General features: G+C 36.9%; 15 protein-coding genes. All 15 read right to left on the bottom strand.

Annotated elements, in window-relative coordinates:
* Positions 1 to 34 precede the first annotated feature (34 nt).
* The 15 genes from IGJ46_RS05970 to IGJ46_RS05900 all read right to left on the bottom strand — a co-directional run bounded on the left by IGJ46_RS05970 (position 35) and on the right by IGJ46_RS05900 (position 20,275).
* Complete coding sequence (locus IGJ46_RS05970; protein WP_218391561.1) at positions 35 to 2,122, bottom strand: cell division site-positioning protein MapZ family protein; 2,088 nt, start codon at positions 2,120 to 2,122, stop codon at positions 35 to 37.
* A gap of 151 nt (positions 2,123 to 2,273) precedes the next feature.
* On the bottom strand, positions 2,274 to 3,380 hold the full coding sequence (rpoD, locus tag IGJ46_RS05965; protein ID WP_002360364.1) for an RNA polymerase sigma factor RpoD: 1,107 nt from the start codon (positions 3,378 to 3,380) through the stop codon (positions 2,274 to 2,276).
* Between the two features lie 108 nt (positions 3,381 to 3,488).
* A complete protein-coding gene (gene dnaG, locus IGJ46_RS05960; RefSeq protein WP_002361790.1) occupies positions 3,489 to 5,375 on the bottom strand; it encodes a DNA primase in 1,887 nt (628 codons plus the stop codon).
* 316 nt (positions 5,376 to 5,691) lie between these two features.
* Positions 5,692 to 8,028 carry a cation-translocating P-type ATPase gene (locus IGJ46_RS05955; protein WP_002365641.1) on the bottom strand — a complete coding sequence of 779 codons (2,337 nt, stop codon included), beginning with the start codon at positions 8,026 to 8,028 and terminating at the stop codon, positions 5,692 to 5,694.
* 128 nt (positions 8,029 to 8,156) lie between these two features.
* Positions 8,157 to 8,774 (bottom strand): lysozyme family protein, encoded by a 618-nt coding sequence (locus IGJ46_RS05950; RefSeq protein ID WP_002357646.1) that lies wholly within the window; start codon positions 8,772 to 8,774, stop codon positions 8,157 to 8,159.
* A gap of 290 nt (positions 8,775 to 9,064) precedes the next feature.
* Positions 9,065 to 9,754, bottom strand: coding sequence for a D-allulose 6-phosphate 3-epimerase (alsE, locus tag IGJ46_RS05945; RefSeq protein ID WP_218391560.1), 690 nt, complete (start codon positions 9,752 to 9,754; stop codon positions 9,065 to 9,067).
* Between the two features lie 137 nt (positions 9,755 to 9,891).
* The gene (locus IGJ46_RS05940; protein WP_142963603.1) at positions 9,892 to 10,992 is read right to left on the bottom strand and encodes a PTS fructose transporter subunit IIC; all 1,101 of its coding nucleotides are present in this window, start codon (positions 10,990 to 10,992) and stop codon (positions 9,892 to 9,894) included.
* A gap of 109 nt (positions 10,993 to 11,101) precedes the next feature.
* Positions 11,102 to 11,551 (bottom strand): PTS sugar transporter subunit IIA, encoded by a 450-nt coding sequence (locus IGJ46_RS05935; RefSeq protein WP_218391558.1) that lies wholly within the window; start codon positions 11,549 to 11,551, stop codon positions 11,102 to 11,104.
* A gap of 19 nt (positions 11,552 to 11,570) precedes the next feature.
* Positions 11,571 to 11,888: a PTS fructose transporter subunit IIB gene (locus IGJ46_RS05930; protein ID WP_002357651.1), complete on the bottom strand. Its 318-nt coding sequence runs from the start codon at positions 11,886 to 11,888 to the stop codon at positions 11,571 to 11,573.
* A complete protein-coding gene (locus IGJ46_RS05925) occupies positions 11,888 to 12,340 on the bottom strand; it encodes a PTS sugar transporter subunit IIA (protein WP_002379432.1) in 453 nt (150 codons plus the stop codon). Before IGJ46_RS05925 ends, IGJ46_RS05930 begins: the two co-directional genes overlap by 1 nt.
* Entirely contained in the window at positions 12,330 to 13,811 is a 1,482-nt protein-coding gene (locus tag IGJ46_RS05920) for a BglG family transcription antiterminator (RefSeq protein ID WP_218391557.1), read from the bottom strand. Before IGJ46_RS05920 ends, IGJ46_RS05925 begins: the two co-directional genes overlap by 11 nt.
* A 240-nt stretch (positions 13,812 to 14,051) precedes the next feature.
* A complete protein-coding gene (nagE, locus tag IGJ46_RS05915) occupies positions 14,052 to 16,049 on the bottom strand; it encodes an N-acetylglucosamine-specific PTS transporter subunit IIBC (RefSeq protein ID WP_218391555.1) in 1,998 nt (665 codons plus the stop codon).
* Positions 16,050 to 16,085: 36 nt separating this feature from the next.
* Positions 16,086 to 16,919: a PRD domain-containing protein gene (locus IGJ46_RS05910; protein WP_002357655.1), complete on the bottom strand. Its 834-nt coding sequence runs from the start codon at positions 16,917 to 16,919 to the stop codon at positions 16,086 to 16,088.
* 309 nt (positions 16,920 to 17,228) lie between these two features.
* Positions 17,229 to 18,881: a peptide ABC transporter substrate-binding protein gene (locus tag IGJ46_RS05905; RefSeq protein ID WP_218391554.1), complete on the bottom strand. Its 1,653-nt coding sequence runs from the start codon at positions 18,879 to 18,881 to the stop codon at positions 17,229 to 17,231.
* 17 nt (positions 18,882 to 18,898) lie between these two features.
* Positions 18,899 to 20,275 carry a transglutaminase-like domain-containing protein gene (locus IGJ46_RS05900; protein WP_116593084.1) on the bottom strand — a complete coding sequence of 459 codons (1,377 nt, stop codon included), beginning with the start codon at positions 20,273 to 20,275 and terminating at the stop codon, positions 18,899 to 18,901.
* Between the last annotated feature and the right edge of the window lie 4 nt (positions 20,276 to 20,279).

Below are 20,279 nucleotides of genomic sequence, written 5' to 3'. Positions count from 1 at the left end.
ATTTCTGCTTTTGTTCGATTGTTTCTATTTTCTTTTATTGCCCTGCATTACGAGAAGCGTTCCCTTTGAACCAACCTGTTTTAGCATTGATTGTAACTAAATACATGTGAACATTTTTCTCTGTAGTGCCTTCTAATAATTTTGATTGATTGTTTGTTGCATAAAGATTGTAGTAACCTTCGCCATTCACAATTTTGGCAGGTTCTAAAGAATATCCGCCAGGAACCACATAGCCACGAGCAATCACTGTGTCTAAGACTTTTTCTTTCACACCTGGTGCCCATGTCCACGCTGGATTGCTACTATCAGCGATATCGGCAGCATCTGGCGCATAAAGCGGACTAGTGTAAACCCCGTCACTATTCGGCGCCGTGTAGCCATTCGCTTCTGTTTTTGCTGTTTCTTCCTTCTTAGCGTTCTCTTTTTTCGCAGCAGCAGCTTGTTTCGCTTGTTCTTCTGCTTGTTTTGCTTGCTCTGCGGCAGCTTGTTCTTCTGCAATTCTTTTCTGTTCTTCTTCAACCTTGGTTAACGCTTGGTCAGCTGTCTTGACTTGTTTGACCAGTTCTTTTTTCAGCTTATCACTTATTACTTTATCTACTTCTGCCTTAGCAGCTTGATACGTGTCTCGATTCAGCTGATTGGTAGTTTTTCCATCTTTATAAATGACCTCGACTGCTTTTTTAGCTTTTTGTAATTGGTTGTATTGTTGGTTCGCTTGATCGATTGCTTGGTTCATCAATTGGTCAAATGGATCATTTCCTGTTAATTTCTTTACGGAAATTGGTTGATCAGCAGCTAGAATCGCCGGTTTCAACTCATTGCCATTGACAATCGGCGCCTCAAATAATTGGTTGATTTGTTGAATGGTTAGTTGCTTCTCTTTCAATGTTTGAATTTGTTTATTTAATTGAGAATACTCTTCTGAATCTTTAATTTCCGCGACTTGTTTTGAGAGTTTTTCTGGACTAACAGTCACCATATCTGGTTTAATAAAAACTTGCTCCTTCGTGGTATAAAAGGCTGCTAGTTCATCTTTCAGCGTATCTGTTTTCTTGGTTAGTGCCGCCGCCTCTTGTGCGGCAGCTTTTTGCGTTTGATCATGATACGCCCAAGCACTACCTCCAGCTAATAAAACAACCGCAAGCGCAACGAAAGCCACTTTTTTTGATGGTTTCTTCGGAGCAGGCGCTGGTTGAGCATTCCCAGTTTCATTCATCGGTGGTATCACACCTGAATTTGAAACTTTTTCCTCGGTTACGTCAGCTTCGCTCGGTTCCTCTAGCGACGCTGCACTTGTTAACCCTTCTTCAGAATCTGAAATGGATTCAGTTGGTGTTTCGGCTTGGGTTAATACTGCCTCACCGCTGTTTTCTAACTCTTGGGTCTCTGCTGTTTCTTCTGATGGATCTTCAGACATTTCTGTATCTGCTCGATGCGCTTGAATATAAGCTTGCAAAGTTTCGTTTGGTGTTACATCTTGATCTTCTATCGGTGGTTGTGAAAAAATTTCTTCTTCAGAAGTGGTAGAGATAACTTCAGTTCCTGAAATCTCTGTTAAAGCTTCCTCTTCTGACTTCACTGTCTCAGATACCTCAGCTGTTTCTGCTTCAACAGTAGTTGTTTCTTCTGTTGTTTCTTCTATTGTTTCTTCTGTTGTTTCCTCTAAATTAACTGCTTCGTCCGTTGCTAGTTTTTCTTCTGTTGAATGAGTAGGCGTCTCTTCTGTCGCTGGTGTCGACTCCTCCACCGAATCATGAGTCTCCTCACTAGCCCCTTCTTGAAGCGATGTTTCTAGACCAGAAACATCCTCTGAATCAGAGACTATTAAGTTATCTTCTATCGACTCTTCTTTTTTGTCATCATTACTTTCTTCTTCAGGTGATTCGCCAAACAGTTCCATCACATGGCCTAAGCTCATATCTTTTAACTCAGACCATTCAATATTCTCATTTAATTGATCTTCGTGTTTTTCATTTTCCTGTGTTTCAAAATCTATATTTGTTGAAGTCGTTTCCGCTTCTTCTTTATCAACTGTTGTGTCAGTTAGTGAATAGCCACATGTTGGGCAGGTCGTTAATTCTGCATCGAATTCGTTCCCGCACTTCGGACATTTTTTTGTCATTCTTCCGCCTCACATTCTGCTAATATTCCATTACTTCTAATTTACCACAACTTGCGCCTTCTTCCAATAACTAGCAATGACATTTAGAGACTTTTTAAAAATCAAAAGCGGCTCTTCTCGCATGCACGAAAAGAGCCGCTAAACGGTATGTTTATTCTAAAAAGTCTTTTAATTGTTTTGAACGAGAAGGATGTCTTAGTTTTCTTAACGCTTTTGCTTCAATTTGACGAATACGTTCGCGAGTGACACCGAAAACTTTTCCGACTTCTTCTAGCGTACGTGTCCGACCATCATCTAAACCAAAACGTAAACGTAAAACATTTTCTTCACGGTCTGTTAAAGTATCCAGAACATCTTCTAGTTGTTCTTTTAACAATTCGTAAGCTGCATGTTCAGCAGGACTGGTAGCATCTTGGTCTTCAATGAAATCACCTAAATGTGAATCATCTTCTTCACCAATTGGTGTTTCTAAAGAGACTGGCTCTTGTGCGATTTTTAGGATTTCACGAACTTTTTCTGTTGGTAAATCCATTTCCGCACCAATTTCTTCTGGCGTTGGTTCTCTACCTAAATCTTGCAATAGTTGGCGTTGAATCCGAATCAATTTATTGATTGTTTCAACCATGTGAACAGGAATTCGAATCGTTCTAGCTTGGTCCGCAATTGCCCGCGTAATCGCTTGACGAATCCACCAAGTAGCATACGTAGAGAATTTGAATCCTTTACGGTAATCAAATTTTTCAACAGCTTTCATTAAGCCCATATTACCTTCTTGAATTAAATCCAAGAATTGCATACCACGACCTACATATCGTTTGGCAATTGAAACAACCAAACGTAAGTTAGCTTCTGCTAAACGTTGTTTTGCTTCTTGATCGCCTTCTTCAATTTTAAGTGCCAATTCAACTTCTTCTGCGGCAGTTAATAATTGAACGCGCCCAATTTCTTTTAGGTACATACGCACGGGATCATTAATTTTAACACCTGTTGGCGCAGATAAGTCTTCTGCTTGGGCCTTTTCCGCTTCTTTTTCATCTTTTTTCAAGCTATGTTCACTTGGGTCTCCATTTTCATCGACCACGCTGATACCAGCATCTTCAACTTTTTGGATCAATTTTTCCATAGCTTCTGCATCCAAAGTATACGGTGTGGCTAATTGATTCGCTAAATCATCATAAACCACTGTTCCTTTAGGCTTGTTTTCTTTGATAAATGCTGCCACTGCAGCTTCATATTTTTTACTTGTTTCTTTTTCCATGAAAGAAGGCCCCCTTCATTTTTCGGTTCACGCTTGAAATAACTGATAAATCACTGGGACTTATCAAAATAAAATGAACAAAACGCTTAGTTCTATTCATTATATTGCTTAAGTAAATGTTCGTTGAGCTTTAAGCTGTCGAGCCAATTGGATAATCTCCATTGTTAATTCGGCTTCAAGCTGTTGGTTGCCCACTCGTTTTGCTTCTTGCTGTTGAATCTTTTTCTGCTCAATTGCCTCTGCAATACTTGATAAGGCAATTACATGTAATAAATCGGCAACTTCTCGCTCAGAGCTTTCTTCTGATAAATTCTGATACGCAATTTCAATTGCTAATTGTTTGGTTTGATTATCTTGCAAGAAATTAATAAAATCGGCAATGTCGAAACTTTGATGCAGTGTCGCATAACTTTCTAGCAAGAAATATAATTCTTGGTATTCATCATGAGCGAATGAAAAATCTGGCAATTGTTGAATGGTTTGCCGTACTCCTTGTTCATTCATTAAACGAAATAATAAAGAACGTTCTGCTTTTTGAACTTGGGTTAACGGTAACTTGTTCTGGACGTGATTCTCTTCAAAAACAGGTTCTTCCATTGGTGGTGGCATCATTTCATCTTGATAAAATTGTTGCCTTTCTTGTCGTTGGACTGAACGTTGCTCTTGCTTCAATTGATTGAATTGCTCTTCCAAACTATGAACAGAAAGTTGAAATTCCTGAGCAATTTGGTTTAAATAACGATCACGTTCCAAGGGAGATTGAACATTGGTTAACTCCCGTAACAATTCGTTCACATAATCCAATTGTTCTTTTTCGTTATTCATGTTTCTAGTTAACCGATGATAGTTCATTTTAAAACTAAAAACTGTTTCTCGGCCATGATTGGCTAAATTTTGAAAAGCTTCTGCGCCATATTTCCGCACATATTCATCAGGATCCAGCTTTTCAGGGATGCTGACAATACTCAAGTCAAAATGACTGTTTTCTTGCAATAATTGAATCGCACGGTTTGTGGCTTGAACACCGGCATTATCGCCATCGTAACAAATAACTACTTCCTTAGCGACCCGTTCCAAACGCCGAATTTGTTCATTGGTCAAGCTAGTCCCCATTGAAGCCACCCCACTTTTTACGCCTGATTGCCAAGCAGCGATAACATCCATGAATCCTTCAAAAAGCAAGACCGTATTTTCTTTACGAATTTCTTTTCTGGCTCTATCAAAGTTAAACAGCGTTTCTCGCTTATTAAAAAGTGTTGTTTCAGGACTATTCAAGTATTTAGGCATCTCATCCCCTGGAAAATCAGCTGTTTTTAACAAGCGACCAGAAAAGGCGATGACATTGCCTTGGGGATCATTAATTGGAAACATGATTCGTTGATAGAAACGATCCAAAAACGTACCGTTATCTCTTTGGACAAACAGCCCAGAAGGCTCAAAAAGCGTTTCATCCAGTTGTTCGTTTTTAAAAACTTGACTTAAGAAATCACGTTTTTGCGGCGCAAATCCAATTTGAAAGGTCTCAATTAGTTCTTGTGTTAACCCCCGCTCTAATAAATAGTTTAATGCGGGTTCGCCAATTTTAGTATTCACTAAAATATGATGGTAAAGTTCTGCGGCTTTACTATGCAGTTGTAACAAACTCCGTCTTTGTTGGTTTTCTGGGGTATCCGCTACTTCACGCGGCTCTGACCAATCAAAGTCCACAGATAAATGTTCCAAATCTGCAACACGTTTCACGGATTCTGGAAAACTAATGCCTTCAATTTCTTGCAAGAAATTAAAAACAGTTCCACCTTTCCCGCAGCCAAAACAGTGAAAAATTTGTTTGTCTTCTGCTACTGAAAATGAAGGGGAACGTTCTTCGTGAAACGGACATAAACCCATATAATTTTTACCGGATTTTTTTAACTGGACATACTGCCCAATAATATCTACTATATTCGTTCGGTGACGAACTTCCTCAATGACTTCCTGAGGAATGCGTTGTGCCATTGTCCTCACCTCCTAAGAATAGCATTGTGCTAACTCATGTGATTGACCGTTTAAAAAACGCACTGTCATTTCAGTGCGAATTCCAATGGACACATTTACACATGATTTATTGTATCACATAATCGCTGTTTTTCAAGTATCTTGTTTCAACTCAACAAAAAAAGAAAGTATCTAGGACAAAAGTCATCCTGACTCCTGCCCCAGACACTAACTCTTAAAATAATCAGTTAAACATCAAGCTTGCTCCGACTTCATTCAAGATTTAAAGAAGAACTGCATTTCTGGAGACGAATGCTTTTAACTCAACCTCTGTTTTTTATAAATCTTTAATTGTTTTTCCAGCACGTTTCATTTGTACGAAACCAATTGCTACACGCACCACAATATTAATGGCCATCATAATAAAGAAGAGACCCATTGTTTGCGAAGTTAAGAAACCAATTTCTAAAATGTTGTGGAATAACATAGCTGCTACATAAATACCAATAATGGTACTGAAAACCAAGAAAATGCGTAATGGATTTAAAGGCAGACATGCTCGAACAACAGCCATACAGCTAATTCCAACTAATAAATAATACATTAACGTCGTGGTGTCTAAAGAAGAAAATCCTTGATTTTGTCCAATCAGATAAACAGCAATGATATTCACTACAACTAAAAGCGCATTAACAGACGCATTTTTCAAAGCCGTTGGTAAAAACTTCCCGACAACTTTTCGTTTGTCCCCTTCGAAAGATAAGAAGAAGGCTGGATACCCTTCAATTGCTAAATCAATCAAGGTCACTTGAATCGGAATGAACGGGAACGCAATGGCCGTTAAGGCACAAATGATTGAGAGAATAAACGAATAAATTGTTTTAATGAAGAAAACGCTGGAAACTCGGGTTACATTATTTACCACACGTCGTCCTTCAAACAAGACATCTGGTAACGTTGTAAAATCAGAATCTAGCAAAACTAGATTAGAAATTTGCCGAGTAGCGCCATCTCCCTCTGCCATGGCGATACTACAATCCGCTTCTCGTAACGCTAAAACATCGTTGACGCCATCGCCGGTCATCGCCACCACATGCTCTGTGTCTTTCAACTCACGCACAATGGTTCGTTTTTGCTGAGGCGATACACGTCCGAACACTGTGTATTGCTGAACCGCTTCTCGCACTTCTGCTTCTGTCGTTTTGGTCGACAAATCAATATAAGACTCATAACCGGGTAGCCCAGCACGACGAGCAATATTTGAAACAGTTACCGGATTATCACCAGAAATTACTTTTAAGTCGATTCCTTCTTCTTTTAGATAAGCCAGTGTTTCTTTGGCATTTTGGCGAATTGGATCATCAATTTCTAGAATCGCTAATGGCTCTAAATAAGGCATTTTGGTTTCGTTTAACGGTTGTTGTTCCGCAATGGCTAACATCAAGACGCGATAACCATTCTCTTGTGCTGTAAAAACAGCTTCTGGCAACCGACTATCGTCTACCAAACGCTCAGGAGCCCCTAAATAAACTGTCCCAATTTCTGGAAATTCAATAGCCCCCCATTTTCGTTCAGAAGAAAAAGCCAAGACTTCTTTTGCGCCAAATCGATTGGATACTTCATAATGATCACGAATTGCTTGCATTGTAATATTATTATCCGTACTTTCAGATAGGTAGCTTCCGATAATCTGCGGGAAGAGTTCTTGATATTTGTCATGCAAGATAATCGCCTTTTGCACTTTCATTTTACCTTCTGTAATCGTTCCAGTTTTATCTAAACACAAAGTGTCCACATGGGCCAATGTTTCAATTGAGTACATATCTTGTACTAGAATACGTTTTTTGGCTAACTTAATGACACCTGTTGTCAGCGCAATACTAATTAATAGTACTAATCCTTTTGGTAACATCCCTAACAAAGCAGCTGCAGAAGCAACAACAGATGTTTTAATGCCAGCATCTCTTAGCCAAAAAGCTTCAACAAATAAAATAATCCCTAGAGGAATAATCACCCAACTTGTAAATTTAGAGACTTTACGAATCGAATTGACTAACTCTGATTGAATTGGTTTATGCACTTTGGCTTCTTGGGTGATTTTCACAGCATAGTTTTCGGCACCAACGTGGATAACACGGGCATAGGCTTGTCCGCTAACAATGAAACTTCCAGAAAGCAAGGTATCGCCGATTTCCTTTTCAATTAAATCTGATTCGCCTGTTAACAACGCTTCATTCGCTTCGACTTTACCGTCGATAACTTCCATATCAGAAGGAACTTGTTCCCCTGCAGAGATAATAACAATATCTTCCATAACTAGTTCTTTTGTATCAATTTCTTGTTGTACGCCATTTCGAACAACATGAACATTTTCTTTTGCCACAATAGATAATTTTTGAACTAAATTACGGGCATGAATTTCTTGGAAAATTCCGATTGACATGTTCACAATAATAATCGCTAAGAAAGCCAGATTGGAATACGCTCCGACAAATAGTAAACAAACAGCGATTGCAAAGTTTAAAAAGTTGAATAACGTCATGACGTTATCAAAAATAATATCTTTTGTAGATTTTGCTACATTTTCCTCATAATTATTTTGAAGGCCTAACTCTTTCTGCTTGGCAACTTCTTCTGTACTTAACCCTTTTTTCAGGTCGACTTTATTCAACATCCAGCTCTTTCCCTACCTTTTCAATTAATCAGTTACATCCCTTCTAGTTTACTTGCATTTTCATGAAACTGCAAGAAAAGCCTAAAAAATTCCTGTAAGTTGAAAGAATTCTTTAGACTTTTCTCGTTTTAATTTAACTTTTCAATAAACCAACGATTCATTTTGACAATTTCCGCATAGAACATATTGCCACCATTTTGATAAAGGTAACCACCATTGTAAACTAACGCTTGCCAACGATAATAACGATATTTCGTATTTTGGTCATTTCCTAGCAACGGTGAAAGGACTTCTCTTGAATATTCTTCTGCTAACTCTGTCGTGTGTTTCCCGCCGCGTTCTTTAACAAACTGAATATAATCCAGTCCATAATTATATGCTTGTACGCCTGTCCACTCATCACAGCCAGCTTCTTTTGCTTTCGCTAACGCTTCCGCGAGAAATTTGACGCCATGTGCGATACTTTCCTCTGGTGTTTCAATCACTTCTTGTTGTCCATAAACACTTTCACTGCTCTGCATAATATCGCCAGATTTCCCTTTAGATTCTGTATAGATAATCGCTAAAGCTAATGTTTTGTATTCAGGTATTTTATTTTTTTTGACTTCTGCTTCTACTTGTTTTTCAAAGGTCATTACCGTTTCAACATTTTGATGTATTTTATAGCCAAGATAGCCAAGACCAGCAACTAAACCAACAAACAAAAGTAGCATGATTTTATAAATTATTTTTCTTACTCTACGCATCGAATCATCCAAACTTTTTCTTTTAAGATACGTTCTATGTTACTTGAAATAACTGAAAAAAGCGAAGTTTTTGTTACTTCTTTAGTTTTATTTAATAAAAGTAACTTTTTTGTGAACAAACCGTAACTTCGCAAGATTGAACGTTTTCACCTAGAATAGAATAACAAGTAATTTTCTTCTATTGACGCTTATTTATTGCATCAAAAAAGCCCAGATAAGAATGAACAAAATTCTTTTCTAGGCTTGACTTTATACAACTTATCTATTCTTTTAACAAACAGTCAAATGTTTTATGGAATTTTTTTCCCAGTCATTTCTTCATAGTCTCTACTCATCATTCTCCAAGCTTTTTCAATATCTTCATTCAATCCAAACAATCCGCTTCTACCAACAATATAAATATCAGGTCCTGCAGCATCAATTCGCTTAAATGAATTTCTATTCGATGAGCCGTCCATTTCAATTACATAACGATACCCTTTTTCTTCACGTAAATTACGAAGAGCAACAATTTTATCAAGTGTTCCTTCAATAAATCGCTGGCCAGCAAAGCCTGGATCAACGGTCATGATTGTGATTTTATCCAACAATTCAATATATGGAAAGATTGATTCAATAGGCGTTTCGGGATTAAGGACGATCCCTGTTTTAAGATTAGCATTGTGAATTTGGTCAATTAGGCGAAATGCTAGACCATCTAAAACCTCTGCATGCATACAAATCCATTCACATTTGATATCTACTAGTTGTTGTACCCAAAAGCTTGGATTCGTAACCATTAGATGAGCAGATACTGGGAGCTTCGAAATTTTTCTTAACTCCTCAATAAACCACGGAGATAGCGTGATATTTGGCACATAGTGACCATCCATAATGTCTATGTGATACGAAGCAACATGACCATTCAAAAAGGTGATTTGTTGTTTAAACTTGTCCAAATCCATCGTCATTAGTGACGGAGAAAATTCAACTTTGTTCATTCTAATTTTCAACTCTTTCTATCTGATTATTTGGTTGATGTTTTTGAAAATTTTTCTAACTCGTTATATTCAGACGTTGACACATCTCTGACAGGCAATATAAATTGCATTAATTTTGTTACGCTTTTTCATTTTGTTTAGAAAATCTGAATATCTTCCAAGTTTATCTCCTCTTCTTCTTTTTCTACTAAAGCTTCCATATCTTTCTCAGTTACATCTTTCTTAATAATAGCTAAAACTAAACCGGTAACCACAGCGTTTACAACAATTGCAATAATGCCAGCCAGCGGTTTACTCATTGTTGGAATCATTAAAACACCGCCAAATGGAACTGTCGCATCTGCCCCTAAGATCATTGTTGTTGCGCCACCCACGAAGCCACCAATCGCTGTAGCAATGACTCCTCGGACAATATCATTCATAACTAAAGGAATAACACCTTCAACAATGTTAATCACGCCCATTGGTACGGCAGACTTTAACGTTTCAACTTCTAGTTTTGTATAAATATTTTTTCTAAATAATTTAGCAAAGAAGAAAGCTAATCCAAAGCCTATTGGCGTTGCTGTATTTACTAATTGCAATGCTGTAATTGGTCCATTAAGTCCTTCCGCTTGCATTGTCAAAACAAAGGCAAAAACAGTTTTGTTAATGGGTCCGCCATAGTCTATACCACTTAATAAACCAATTACACCACCAAAAATTAATAATGACGAGTTACCTAAGCTATCTAAAAAGTTCGTTAATAATGAAGTAAATGCCGTTATTGGGGTCCCGATAATATATACCATGATTAATCCACCAGTAATTGAGGTTAAAAATGGAATAATTAATGTTGGCATTAACCCTTTCGCCCAATTGGGTAATTTCACATATTTCAAAATAGCTAATACAAGATATCCTGCCAAGTAACCACCTAAGATACCACCAATAAAGCCGGCACCAACTGCATTCGCAGTTAAACCAATAATAAAGCCTGGAGCAATTCCAGGTTTACCGGCGATTGAAAAAGAAATGCCAGTAGATATAACAACCGGAAGTAAGCCTAAGCCAGCGCCACCCATAGTAGCTAAAGCATCCCAAAGCGAAAATTCACCTGGCACCAAGATTCCTTGACTTGAGCCACCAAACCCCATACCAATTGCAATTAAAAAGCCAGCGCCACAGACAATTGGAATTAAATATGAGATTGCTGTTAATAAATGACCTTTAAGATTTAATTCTTTTAGTTTTTTCATTTTTATCCTCCTAAACATTGTTCTTTTCATTTTATTTTCTATTTAAAAAAATTACTGTTGTGGATTCTTCTGTAGAAAATATCCACAATATGCTGTCTTAGTAATTTCATTAAGAGAATGCCTTTACTACATCCTCTGGCGATTTTGATTGAAGGAATTCTCTCACTACTTCATCATTTCCGAGTTTTCTGGCAAACAATGATAATAGTTTAAGATGGCTAGTTATTTCTTTATGATCATTACCCACAGCAAAAAGAATGATTCCTTTTACGCCATTATCATCTAAAGATTCCCAAGGAATTTCTGTACCATTAATACCAATGGCCACGCCTATTTTTTTTACATACGCACTTTTGCCATGTGGAATGGCTAGATAGTTTCCGATGCCTGTTTGGCCTTCCGCCTCTCTAACATAGATATCTTTTATAAAGCCTTTTTCATCTGAAATATTGCCATTTTCAAGCAAAAGATTGGCTAATTCTTTTAACGCTTCCTCTTTTGTATTTACATTCATATTCGTTTTAACGGTTTTTAAGTCAATGATATCCTTTACTTCCATTACAATTCCTCCTAGAAGATTACTTTTCTTGTGTCATAACTTCTTCTGCTTTTTCAATTAGTTTAGTGGGTGATTTTACAGCAACTTCTGTAGGTACTTGAATGATTCGTTTCCCATCAAAACGCTCTCTTCCAGAAATTTTTACATCAATGGCTAATATAACAATGTCCGCTTCCTTAATTTGTTCATCCGTTAGTTTGTTTTCAATCCCAATGGTCCCTTGTGTTTCTACATGGATCTCAACTCCTGCTTTTTTTGCAGCGTTCTCCAATTTTTCTTGTGCGATATATGTGTGAGCAATTCCTACTGTGCAGGCTGCTACGCCGACTATCTTCATTATTTTTCCTCCTCAAATTTTTCTATAATTTTATAAAAATCTGTTTCTGTTTTTAAACGCAACAACTTTTCTAAGAAGTCTTCATTTGCTAATTTTCTAGTAAATCGACTGATTTCTTTTTTTACTTTTAACTGTTCATTTTCTTTTAGTAAAATGACAATAATTAATTTCACTTGCTTAATGTCTGCCGTCCATTCTTGGATTTCTGTTTTTAAGCCAATCAGATATATTTCACTTTTTTTCAAGAGTGCATTCTCTAAATGTGGCAAGACAATTTGCTCTGCAATCTGATTACTTCCCATCTTCTCACGATTTACCAAAGATTCCTCAATCTGCTTTTTTTCTTCGAGCGTTAACAAAGGTGCTGCTGTTTCTGCAATGAATTGATATACTTGCTGTTTTGAAAGAAGTTCTTGGTTTAGGAAAACTTGGTATAAAGGATTAACGTTCATGATAGATTTCCTCAACTTTTCTTTGTAATCGATACTGATCATCCATTGTAAACATGGCACTTACCAACAATGATTTAATGGGGACCTTTTCCTGTAAATGAATCGTTGTCAAAATCAATTCAATATCAGAATAATCTTTTAATGATTTCTTTATATTTCGTGTGGCAATAATTTCAACAATTTGTAATTCAGGGAATTTCTTTTCAACTTTTACTCTCAATAGTTCTGAAGTTCCAATTCCAGTGGTACACATAATCAAAGTACGAATAGGTAACTGATTGGTTTCAATCATTCGCGCAAAATACAATGTAATAAACCCATTCTCATCTTCGTTTATAGCCGGCAGTTGATAGTTTTTACTTACTTGCTTAGAAACTTGCACAATTTTTCTGAAAATTGTTTCATACGTCATTTTTATTTGATCCAATAAACTATTCTTAACATGTATGCCGTTTTCAAGACGATTTATCATTGGTTTTATATGACTAGCCAATTCAAGAAGTAGCTGATCATTATCAGTTAAAATTTTTAGTTGTGCACTCATTTCCTCTAAATAAAATTGAGTAATTTGCATTACTTTGAAAGAAAAATTAGTTACTTTACTAAACGAACCTTGCATCCTAGAAGAAACCAAATATTGATATAAGTAATAAATTTCAACGTTAGGCAGTCTCTTATTTAAATAAGTTTCAATCTGTTGAATCGTTGTTTGCGCGACCTTTTTGAGTACTAAGTCCTTTGTTAATTCTTGTTCTTCTTCGTTAGATAATTGGTATTTTTCAGAAATAGCTACTTTTCGTGAACGACTAATTAAGATATAAAGATGCGAAAAGATGTTTACGTTATATGGATGTGGAATAGTAATATCCAGTTTTTTTTCAATGTTCCTGACTTGATCTAACGTAAAAAGGACATCATAATTATTAAAATTTAATGCTTTGTTGTTTCGAAGATCCTCAATATCGATAATGTTCAACAGTTGTATTCTATCGGAAATGGCTTTCCTGATAGCTCTTTCCTCACCGATAATTGCCAACGTTCGATTTTTCCGTTTGAGTGTTAAATCATATTTCTTTAAATCTTCGGATAATTGTTGTTCATCGCTAAATATCACAGAATCGCCAACATAATATCTTGCAAATAATTCATAAACATTTTTAGCTTGTGGAGAAGCTAACAACAATTCCTCCAGAATTCGATTGCGTCTTTCCCTTGGCGAAAAATCACTTTCTTTTTTGACTAAATGTCGATTCTGTTCCATAAATCGTTCATAGTCTAGCTTGTATCCTCGTCCTTTCTCAGATAATATGAGTGAACCTTCTGAAAATTCATCGTTAATTTTTTTTATCAAACGATAAACTGTCTTAGGAGAAGTACTTAGGCAGTTTGCCAATTCTTCTGCAGTCATATAATCTTGTTTTTTTGAGAGAAGTAACAACAATTTTTGTCCACGTTCTTTTTTCGAACTCATAGCAACCCCTCCTTGATATATTTATTATAATCCATATAAAAGAAAACGCTTCCTTGTTTTCTGTCCGTTACATTGGCCATTTTTGTGAGTGGTTAAAGTGTTCAATTATGCGAAACTTTCTAAGGCTATTTATAAATAAAAACCTGTAGAGCAAGCGATTTTTATTACTGGTTCTACAGACACTAATACTTTCAAAGAATACAAAAAAAGGGCTGCCTTGCGGCTAGCCCTTTTTTACTTTTATTTTACGGTAACATTTCCGATTACATCATTCATTGAAGTCGTTTGACCTGCTTTTTGTAAATCGTATTTAGCAACAATATCTTGATTTGTGAAAACAACAATTAAATCTGATTTTTTGCCAGCTTGTTCTAATGCCGCTAAATCAATGGTTGCAATTTTATCGCCTTGTTTTACAACTTGGCCTTCTTCAACATGTAATGTAAATGGTCCACCTTGTAACTCAACAGTATCTAGACCCATGTGTAATAATACTTCAATGCCTGAATCTGTTTGGATACCTAACGCATGTTTTGTTGGGAAAATGCTAGTAATTTTACCAGCAACGGGTGTTGAAACTTCGCCGTCTGTTGGTACGACAGCAAAACCGTCACCCATCATTTTTGCTGAGAAAACATCATCTGGTACTTCAGAAATAGGAATAACTTTCCCATTCGCTACAGAATATAATTCAGTTTCTTTTGTTGAAACTGGTGCTTTTTCTTCAACAACTGGTTTAGAAACAGGTGTTTCTTTGGCTGGTGTTGCTGGCGCTTGGTGGTTATATAATCGTTGCATTTCGTCAGCAACAAATTGTACTTCCGTACCAACGATCACTTGGATATTGGTGTCATCAATGACTTTCACACCTGGAACCCCAGTTGCTTTAATTTTTGCTTGATCCACTTTGCCTGTATCTTTCACTGTTAAGCGTAAACGAGTTGTACAGTTATCAATAGAAGTTACATTAGCATCAGCGCCTAAACCATCATAAATACGACGAGCTAGAGAAGCAAATTTGTTGTCGCCGTCTGCAACATCTGGTGTTTCTTCGCCATCGCCTTCTTCGCGTCCTGGTGTCATTAAGTTAAACTTAGTGATTGCAAAACGGAAACCGAAGTAGTAAATTGCTGCAAAGACAAGTCCTTGAACCACCAACATCATTGGATGATTCGCGACTGGGTTTTTCAAACTTAAGAAGAAGTCTACAAAACCTGCACTAAAGGCAAAGCCAGCTGTCCAATGCATAAACGCAGCGAATGCTAAAGAAATACCTGTAAAGACTGCATGTAAAACATATAAAGGCCAAGCAACGAACATAAATGAGAATTCTAAAGGTTCAGTAACGCCTGTAAAGAAAGCCGCAAAACCAGCAGCTAACATTAATGAAGCTGTAACTTTTTTCTTCTCAGGACGCGCACATTGATAAATAGCAAACGCGCCTGCTGGTAAACCAAACATCATTACTGGGAAGAAACCAGCTTGATACATCCCTGTTTGTCCTACAATTGCTTTACCAGTATCTAACGCTTGTTGACCAGCTAAAAAGTTCCCAATATCATTGATACCAGCAACATCAAACCAGAAAACAGAATTCAAGGCATGGTGTAAGCCTGTTGGAATTAATAGTCGGTTAAAGAAACCATACAAGCCAGCTCCTACGAAACCTAAGCTAGATATTCCTTTACCAAAAGCAACTAATCCGTTATAAACAACTGGCCAGAAGAAGAATAAGACAGCTGAGATTGCTAACATCGAAATAGCTGACATAATAGGAACTAAACGTTTTCCACTAAAGAATGATAAAGCCATTGGCAATTTCACACCAGAGAAACGATTATACATTGCCGCAGCAACTAAACCAGCGACAATCCCGACAAAGACATTGTTGTCCATGCTGTTGAAGGCTGGGTTTACTTCAGCAATATCCTTGAAGCCTTTAATGGCTTGGATAGAAGCAGGCGCTAAAACAGTTTTTGGCACTAAATAAGCGACTAAACCAGCTAATGCTGCCGATCCATCTTTATCTTTTGACATTCCTAACGCTAAACCAACCGCAAATAATAATGCTAAGTTGTTTAAGATAGCCAAACCACCATTCATTAGAAAAGTTGTGGCTGGACTAGCGCCGATTGTTCCCACGATCCAGTTGGCAATACCAACTAATAAAGAAGCCGCCGGTAATACAGCAACTGGTAACATTAACGAACGTCCCATTCTTTGCATATACGCTTTCATTATACGTAACTCCTCACATAAACTATTTAATTTTTATTATTTGGTCATTCTTAATCGTTCAATGTGAATCGATAAATAACCAAGTTCTTCATTTGGTACTTGATAATGAAAATTTCTCATTAATAAAACTTGTACTTTTTTTGAGATTTCATAGCTTTCAGCATACTTTTTCTTTACGACTTCCAAAATTTCTTCATCTAAAACAGCATATTGATTTTGTTGGAAGCGATGAATAAACAAACGTAAATGATTCACCAAACGTGAATAACTGAGACTATTTTTATCATCATGAATATCAATAGCCAATTCCTGCTCGATTAAATGAATAATTTCAGAAACGATTGTAACTTCACGGATACTTTTACTATTATCAGTACGCCCGCTGCGAGCACTATGGATATGAATTGCAATATATCCCGCTTCATCATAACTAAATGGAATCTCTAAGGTTTGTGTTAAATATTCTACAGCCCATTGAGCAATAGCAAATTCTTCACTATATAAAATCTCAATTTCACTTAAAAGCTTGTTCCGAACAATAATATTATTTTGAATATTTTCAGCTGCAAAAGCAATGTGATCACTCAACCCAATATTAATATGTTCATTCAACTTTTCACCCAATACCGTTTCAGCATGTTGGATAATTTCTTCACTCGCTAAAAAGTATTTGTCTTCAATTTGTGATAGCAGTACTTGAAGTTTTTTCAGTCCTTCTGGCTCCATCACAAACATCCGCTCCACCAATTGTCGAGATAAGACATCATTTTTAGTCTTATTAAACCCGACGCCTTTACCGACAGCTACTTTCTCCTGTCCTTCGTCAAGAACAAGTACAGCATTTTGATTTAGCACCTTTTTAATTTTCATAAATGACCCTCTTCTGCAGAAGTAATTCTAACATTTTCAGTGAAAACAACAAAAAAAGCATAGAACAATCCCGTTAAACATGTTGCGTAACCATTGTACACCACATTGTATTACGAAATTCTTCCATGCCTAGTATTATCTAGTCACATGAAAACGCTATTCATTTGTTAACAGTGCTTATTCTAACGAGTATCATTATTTTTGTCAACCTTTTTCAATTATTTTTTTATTAATTGTTGACTATTAACAAAAAAGAAGCTCTTATCGGAAAAAAAGTACCTTCAGCTAAAGGTACTTTTGTTCACTAATTTATTCTTTATAGGCATACTTATATGTGCTCGTTGCACCGAAGTTATGATACTGAATACCTTTGACACCTGGTCGTACAAGCTGACTACGGGCCTCTTGGTATAAAGGAATTAAAGCGGCATCTTCTTCCACCAATACTTTTTCAGCTTTAATTAATGTTTGCCAACGAGTTTCAGGATCATTTGCGTATTTAGTTGTTGACTCTTCAATTAGTTGATCAAACGTTGGGCTAGAATAGTTCATACGGTTACCACTAACTGAGCTTTCTAAGAAAGTCATTGGATCCTGATAATCGGGTCCCCACATGCCAACAGACAATTCATAATCCCCTTTTCTCATTAATTCAATCGCATTATTTAAAGGAACTGTTTTGACATTAATAGTGAGACCTGGCAACGTTTCTTGTAACTGGCCTTGGATAAATTCAGCAACTTTTCGGTCACTATCACCATCTCTTGAAAGAAGTTCAATGGCTACATCTCCGTTTAGCTCTGCTTTTGCTTTGTCTAAATACTCTTTGGCTTTTTTGGCGTCTGTTTTGACAAGGGCGCCTGCTTCTTGACGAAAATCTTCATTCGTTTCTGGGTTATATACAAATTTTTCTGGAATGTACCCATAAATTTCTTTTGAACCATCTGCTAAAATATTGTCGACTAAACTTTTTTTATCCAAAGCATAAGCTAAAGCTTTGCGGACATTCTCATTTGCAAAAATGGATGGTTTTTCGTTTCTTTTTTGGTTTAAACGTAAGGAATAGACTTTTGACCGTTCGATTGCTTCATAGTCTGGGTTGTCTCGATTTTGTTTAGCAAAATCTCCTGTTAAGACAGCCACATCTAATTCACCTGATTCGTACAAATTATAAACGGTATTGGTTTCTTTAAGAACTTCAAAATGAATCGTTTCTGATTTTACTTTTTCTTTATCGTAATAGTCGGGATTACGCACAAAATCCCACGACATCGCTGACTGATCCCAATTTTTCATTAAAAATGGACCATTAGATACAATCATTTCACTAGAAGTGCCATAGGCTTGTCCTTTTTCTTTCACGAATGCTTCGTTTTGTGGGAAAAATGGAGAAAATGCCAATAACGACGTAAAATACGGTACAGGCTTTTCCAAAGTAACCTCCAAAGTATAATCATCAAGCGCTTTGACACCCAATTCCTCTGGTGCTTTTTCCTCTTTTGTAATAGCTGTTCCGTTCAGAATCGTTCCTTCTAACAAGAAAAAGTAATTGGCTTGGTTTTTGGGATTCGCTAATTTACGCCAAGCAAAAACGAAATCATTGGCTGTTACAGCATCACCATTGGACCACTTGCCATCTTCTCTTAGTTTAATGGTATATCGTTTGCCATCCTCAGAAATTTCTGGCATCTCTTTAGCAGCAGCAGGTATTAGTTGATCTTTTTCATCCAATTGATATAACCCTTCAAAGACATTGGACTGTGCGTTAATACTGGCTTCATCTTGTGTAAAAATAGAATCCATTGAACCGATTTCCGAGTTCTCCATTAAATTTAAAACTTTTTTCGAGACACTGGTTTTCTCAGTTGCTTTCTCGTCTATTTTTGTTTCTGCTGTTGTGCCACAACCTACCAAGACCGTACTAACAAATAACATAATCCCCATCATTTTTAACTTTTTCATACTATTCCCCCTATGTGTCAATCAAGCGGCAATTCTTCCATGGAAAGCCGTTCTTGCGAAACTATCAAGCATGCGTAGGGCAAGCCCTCATTTTCGTACTCAAATTCTCCCCGCTGGTTGTCAATTGGGTCTGCACGCAATTGCATTTTCGCCGGCTGAAAGTCTGCCTGGATCTCACTATTTGCGACCATTCTAAAAACATCTAAATTGCCGAAATAATGATTCCACCGCTGTCTATCCCCGTCTCGGTAAGCACCTCCGCCAAAAGATAAATCCGCAAAGAGCCAGCCGTACGGTTCTATATAAAATTGTGCCCAATCATGACAGCCTGTATAATGTGTAGAAACATATAATCCCGATTGCCATTTGGCTGGTATCCCTGCAATCCGACAAAGCGTGATAAACAAAACCGCTTGCACGCCGCAGTCTCCTTTTAAATTAGTTGCAGCATACTCTGAAATATTGGAAATTGTAAAATATTCACGCATGAAAGAATAATGAATCTTTGTCGTCACAAAGTCATAAATCAAGCGTGCCTTTTTTAAGGGATTACTTTCATCGCCCACAATCTCATCTGCTAAATTTCTTAAATAAGGCGTGAATCGAATATGCGGTAACTGTTCCTCTAAATCAAAGCTTGGTTGCATTTTGTCTACGTTATTTTCTTCTAACTGTTGGTAAACCATCCGATTAACATAACAATATTCAACTGTAAACGTTTGATTTTCTTTTAAGATTGTTTCAAAACACAGTGTTCGTTGAGGCGCATCTTCTGCCGCAATATAGGTTGCTTCAGGTGACGTAGCTAGGATTTCAATTTCTGATTGTTGTTGACACGCTTTGGGCAGCGGCAAATGGACACGAACACGCTCACCTGGACGCTCAAATTCTTTTTTCACCTGAATGGTGGCTTTAATTGTTGTTCTCACTTTTCTACCACCGTTTTTTTGCATTTGTTCGATGTTCTCTTTTAGTTCTTTTTTGCGGAGAATTTCTAATTGATTGCTTTCTGCTTCCCGCAAACGTGCAACATATGCCGCATTTGTTTTAATTAAATTGGCCAAAAATCGAAGTTGGAAATACGGTTCACCGTCAATATAAACCCAGTCCACTAATCCCGTTTCTTTTAAACGAATTAATTCCTCTGTTTGATAATCCTGAAAAGTGTCTCTCATCATTTGATCAGCTTTTGCAAAGCTATGAGGATACTCATTCATACGCATCATTTTAATGACATCTTTTTCAATTATCAAACGTTCTTTTAATGCCTGCGGAAGTTCTTTTGTCAACCAAAAATCAATGGCAATATCCGCACTTGCAAAATCGCCAAATTCTTTCACCCTTTGAATTTCCTCAGGCAAAGGAACACTAAGATACTTTAAATCATACTTCATTTGC

It is taken from the genome of Enterococcus sp. AZ120 (genome assembly GCF_050546165.1).
Classification (GTDB): domain Bacteria; phylum Bacillota; class Bacilli; order Lactobacillales; family Enterococcaceae; genus Enterococcus; species Enterococcus faecalis.
Note: the sequence above shows the minus strand (reverse complement) of the source record. Positions and strands in the feature narration are given on the sequence as shown.

Bases quoted from the DNA above. Each gene is read 5' to 3' on its own strand.
- IGJ46_RS05935 (WP_218391558.1), bottom strand. From the start codon at position 11,551: ATGGAAGTAAAGGATATCATTGACTTAAAAACCGTTAAAACGAATATG.
- dnaG (WP_002361790.1), bottom strand. From the start codon at position 5,375: ATGGCACAACGCATTCCTCAGGAAGTCATTGAGGAAGTTCGTCACCGA.
- IGJ46_RS05920 (WP_218391557.1), bottom strand. From the start codon at position 13,811: ATGAGTTCGAAAAAAGAACGTGGACAAAAATTGTTGTTACTTCTCTCA.
- IGJ46_RS05940 (WP_142963603.1), bottom strand. From the start codon at position 10,992: ATGAAAAAACTAAAAGAATTAAATCTTAAAGGTCATTTATTAACAGCA.
- IGJ46_RS05905 (WP_218391554.1), bottom strand. From the start codon at position 18,881: ATGAAAAAGTTAAAAATGATGGGGATTATGTTATTTGTTAGTACGGTC.
- alsE (WP_218391560.1), bottom strand. From the start codon at position 9,754: ATGAACAAAGTTGAATTTTCTCCGTCACTAATGACGATGGATTTGGAC.
- IGJ46_RS05955 (WP_002365641.1), bottom strand. From the start codon at position 8,028: ATGTTGAATAAAGTCGACCTGAAAAAAGGGTTAAGTACAGAAGAAGTT.
- IGJ46_RS05930 (WP_002357651.1), bottom strand. From the start codon at position 11,888: ATGAAGATAGTCGGCGTAGCAGCCTGCACAGTAGGAATTGCTCACACA.
- IGJ46_RS05910 (WP_002357655.1), bottom strand. From the start codon at position 16,919: ATGAAAATTAAAAAGGTGCTAAATCAAAATGCTGTACTTGTTCTTGAC.
- IGJ46_RS05950 (WP_002357646.1), bottom strand. From the start codon at position 8,774: ATGCGTAGAGTAAGAAAAATAATTTATAAAATCATGCTACTTTTGTTT.
- IGJ46_RS05970 (WP_218391561.1), bottom strand. From the start codon at position 2,122: ATGACAAAAAAATGTCCGAAGTGCGGGAACGAATTCGATGCAGAATTA.
- nagE (WP_218391555.1), bottom strand. From the start codon at position 16,049: ATGAAAGCGTATATGCAAAGAATGGGACGTTCGTTAATGTTACCAGTT.
- IGJ46_RS05925 (WP_002379432.1), bottom strand. From the start codon at position 12,340: ATGAACGTTAATCCTTTATACCAAGTTTTCCTAAACCAAGAACTTCTT.
- rpoD (WP_002360364.1), bottom strand. From the start codon at position 3,380: ATGGAAAAAGAAACAAGTAAAAAATATGAAGCTGCAGTGGCAGCATTT.
- IGJ46_RS05900 (WP_116593084.1), bottom strand. From the start codon at position 20,275: ATGAAGTATGATTTAAAGTATCTTAGTGTTCCTTTGCCTGAGGAAATT.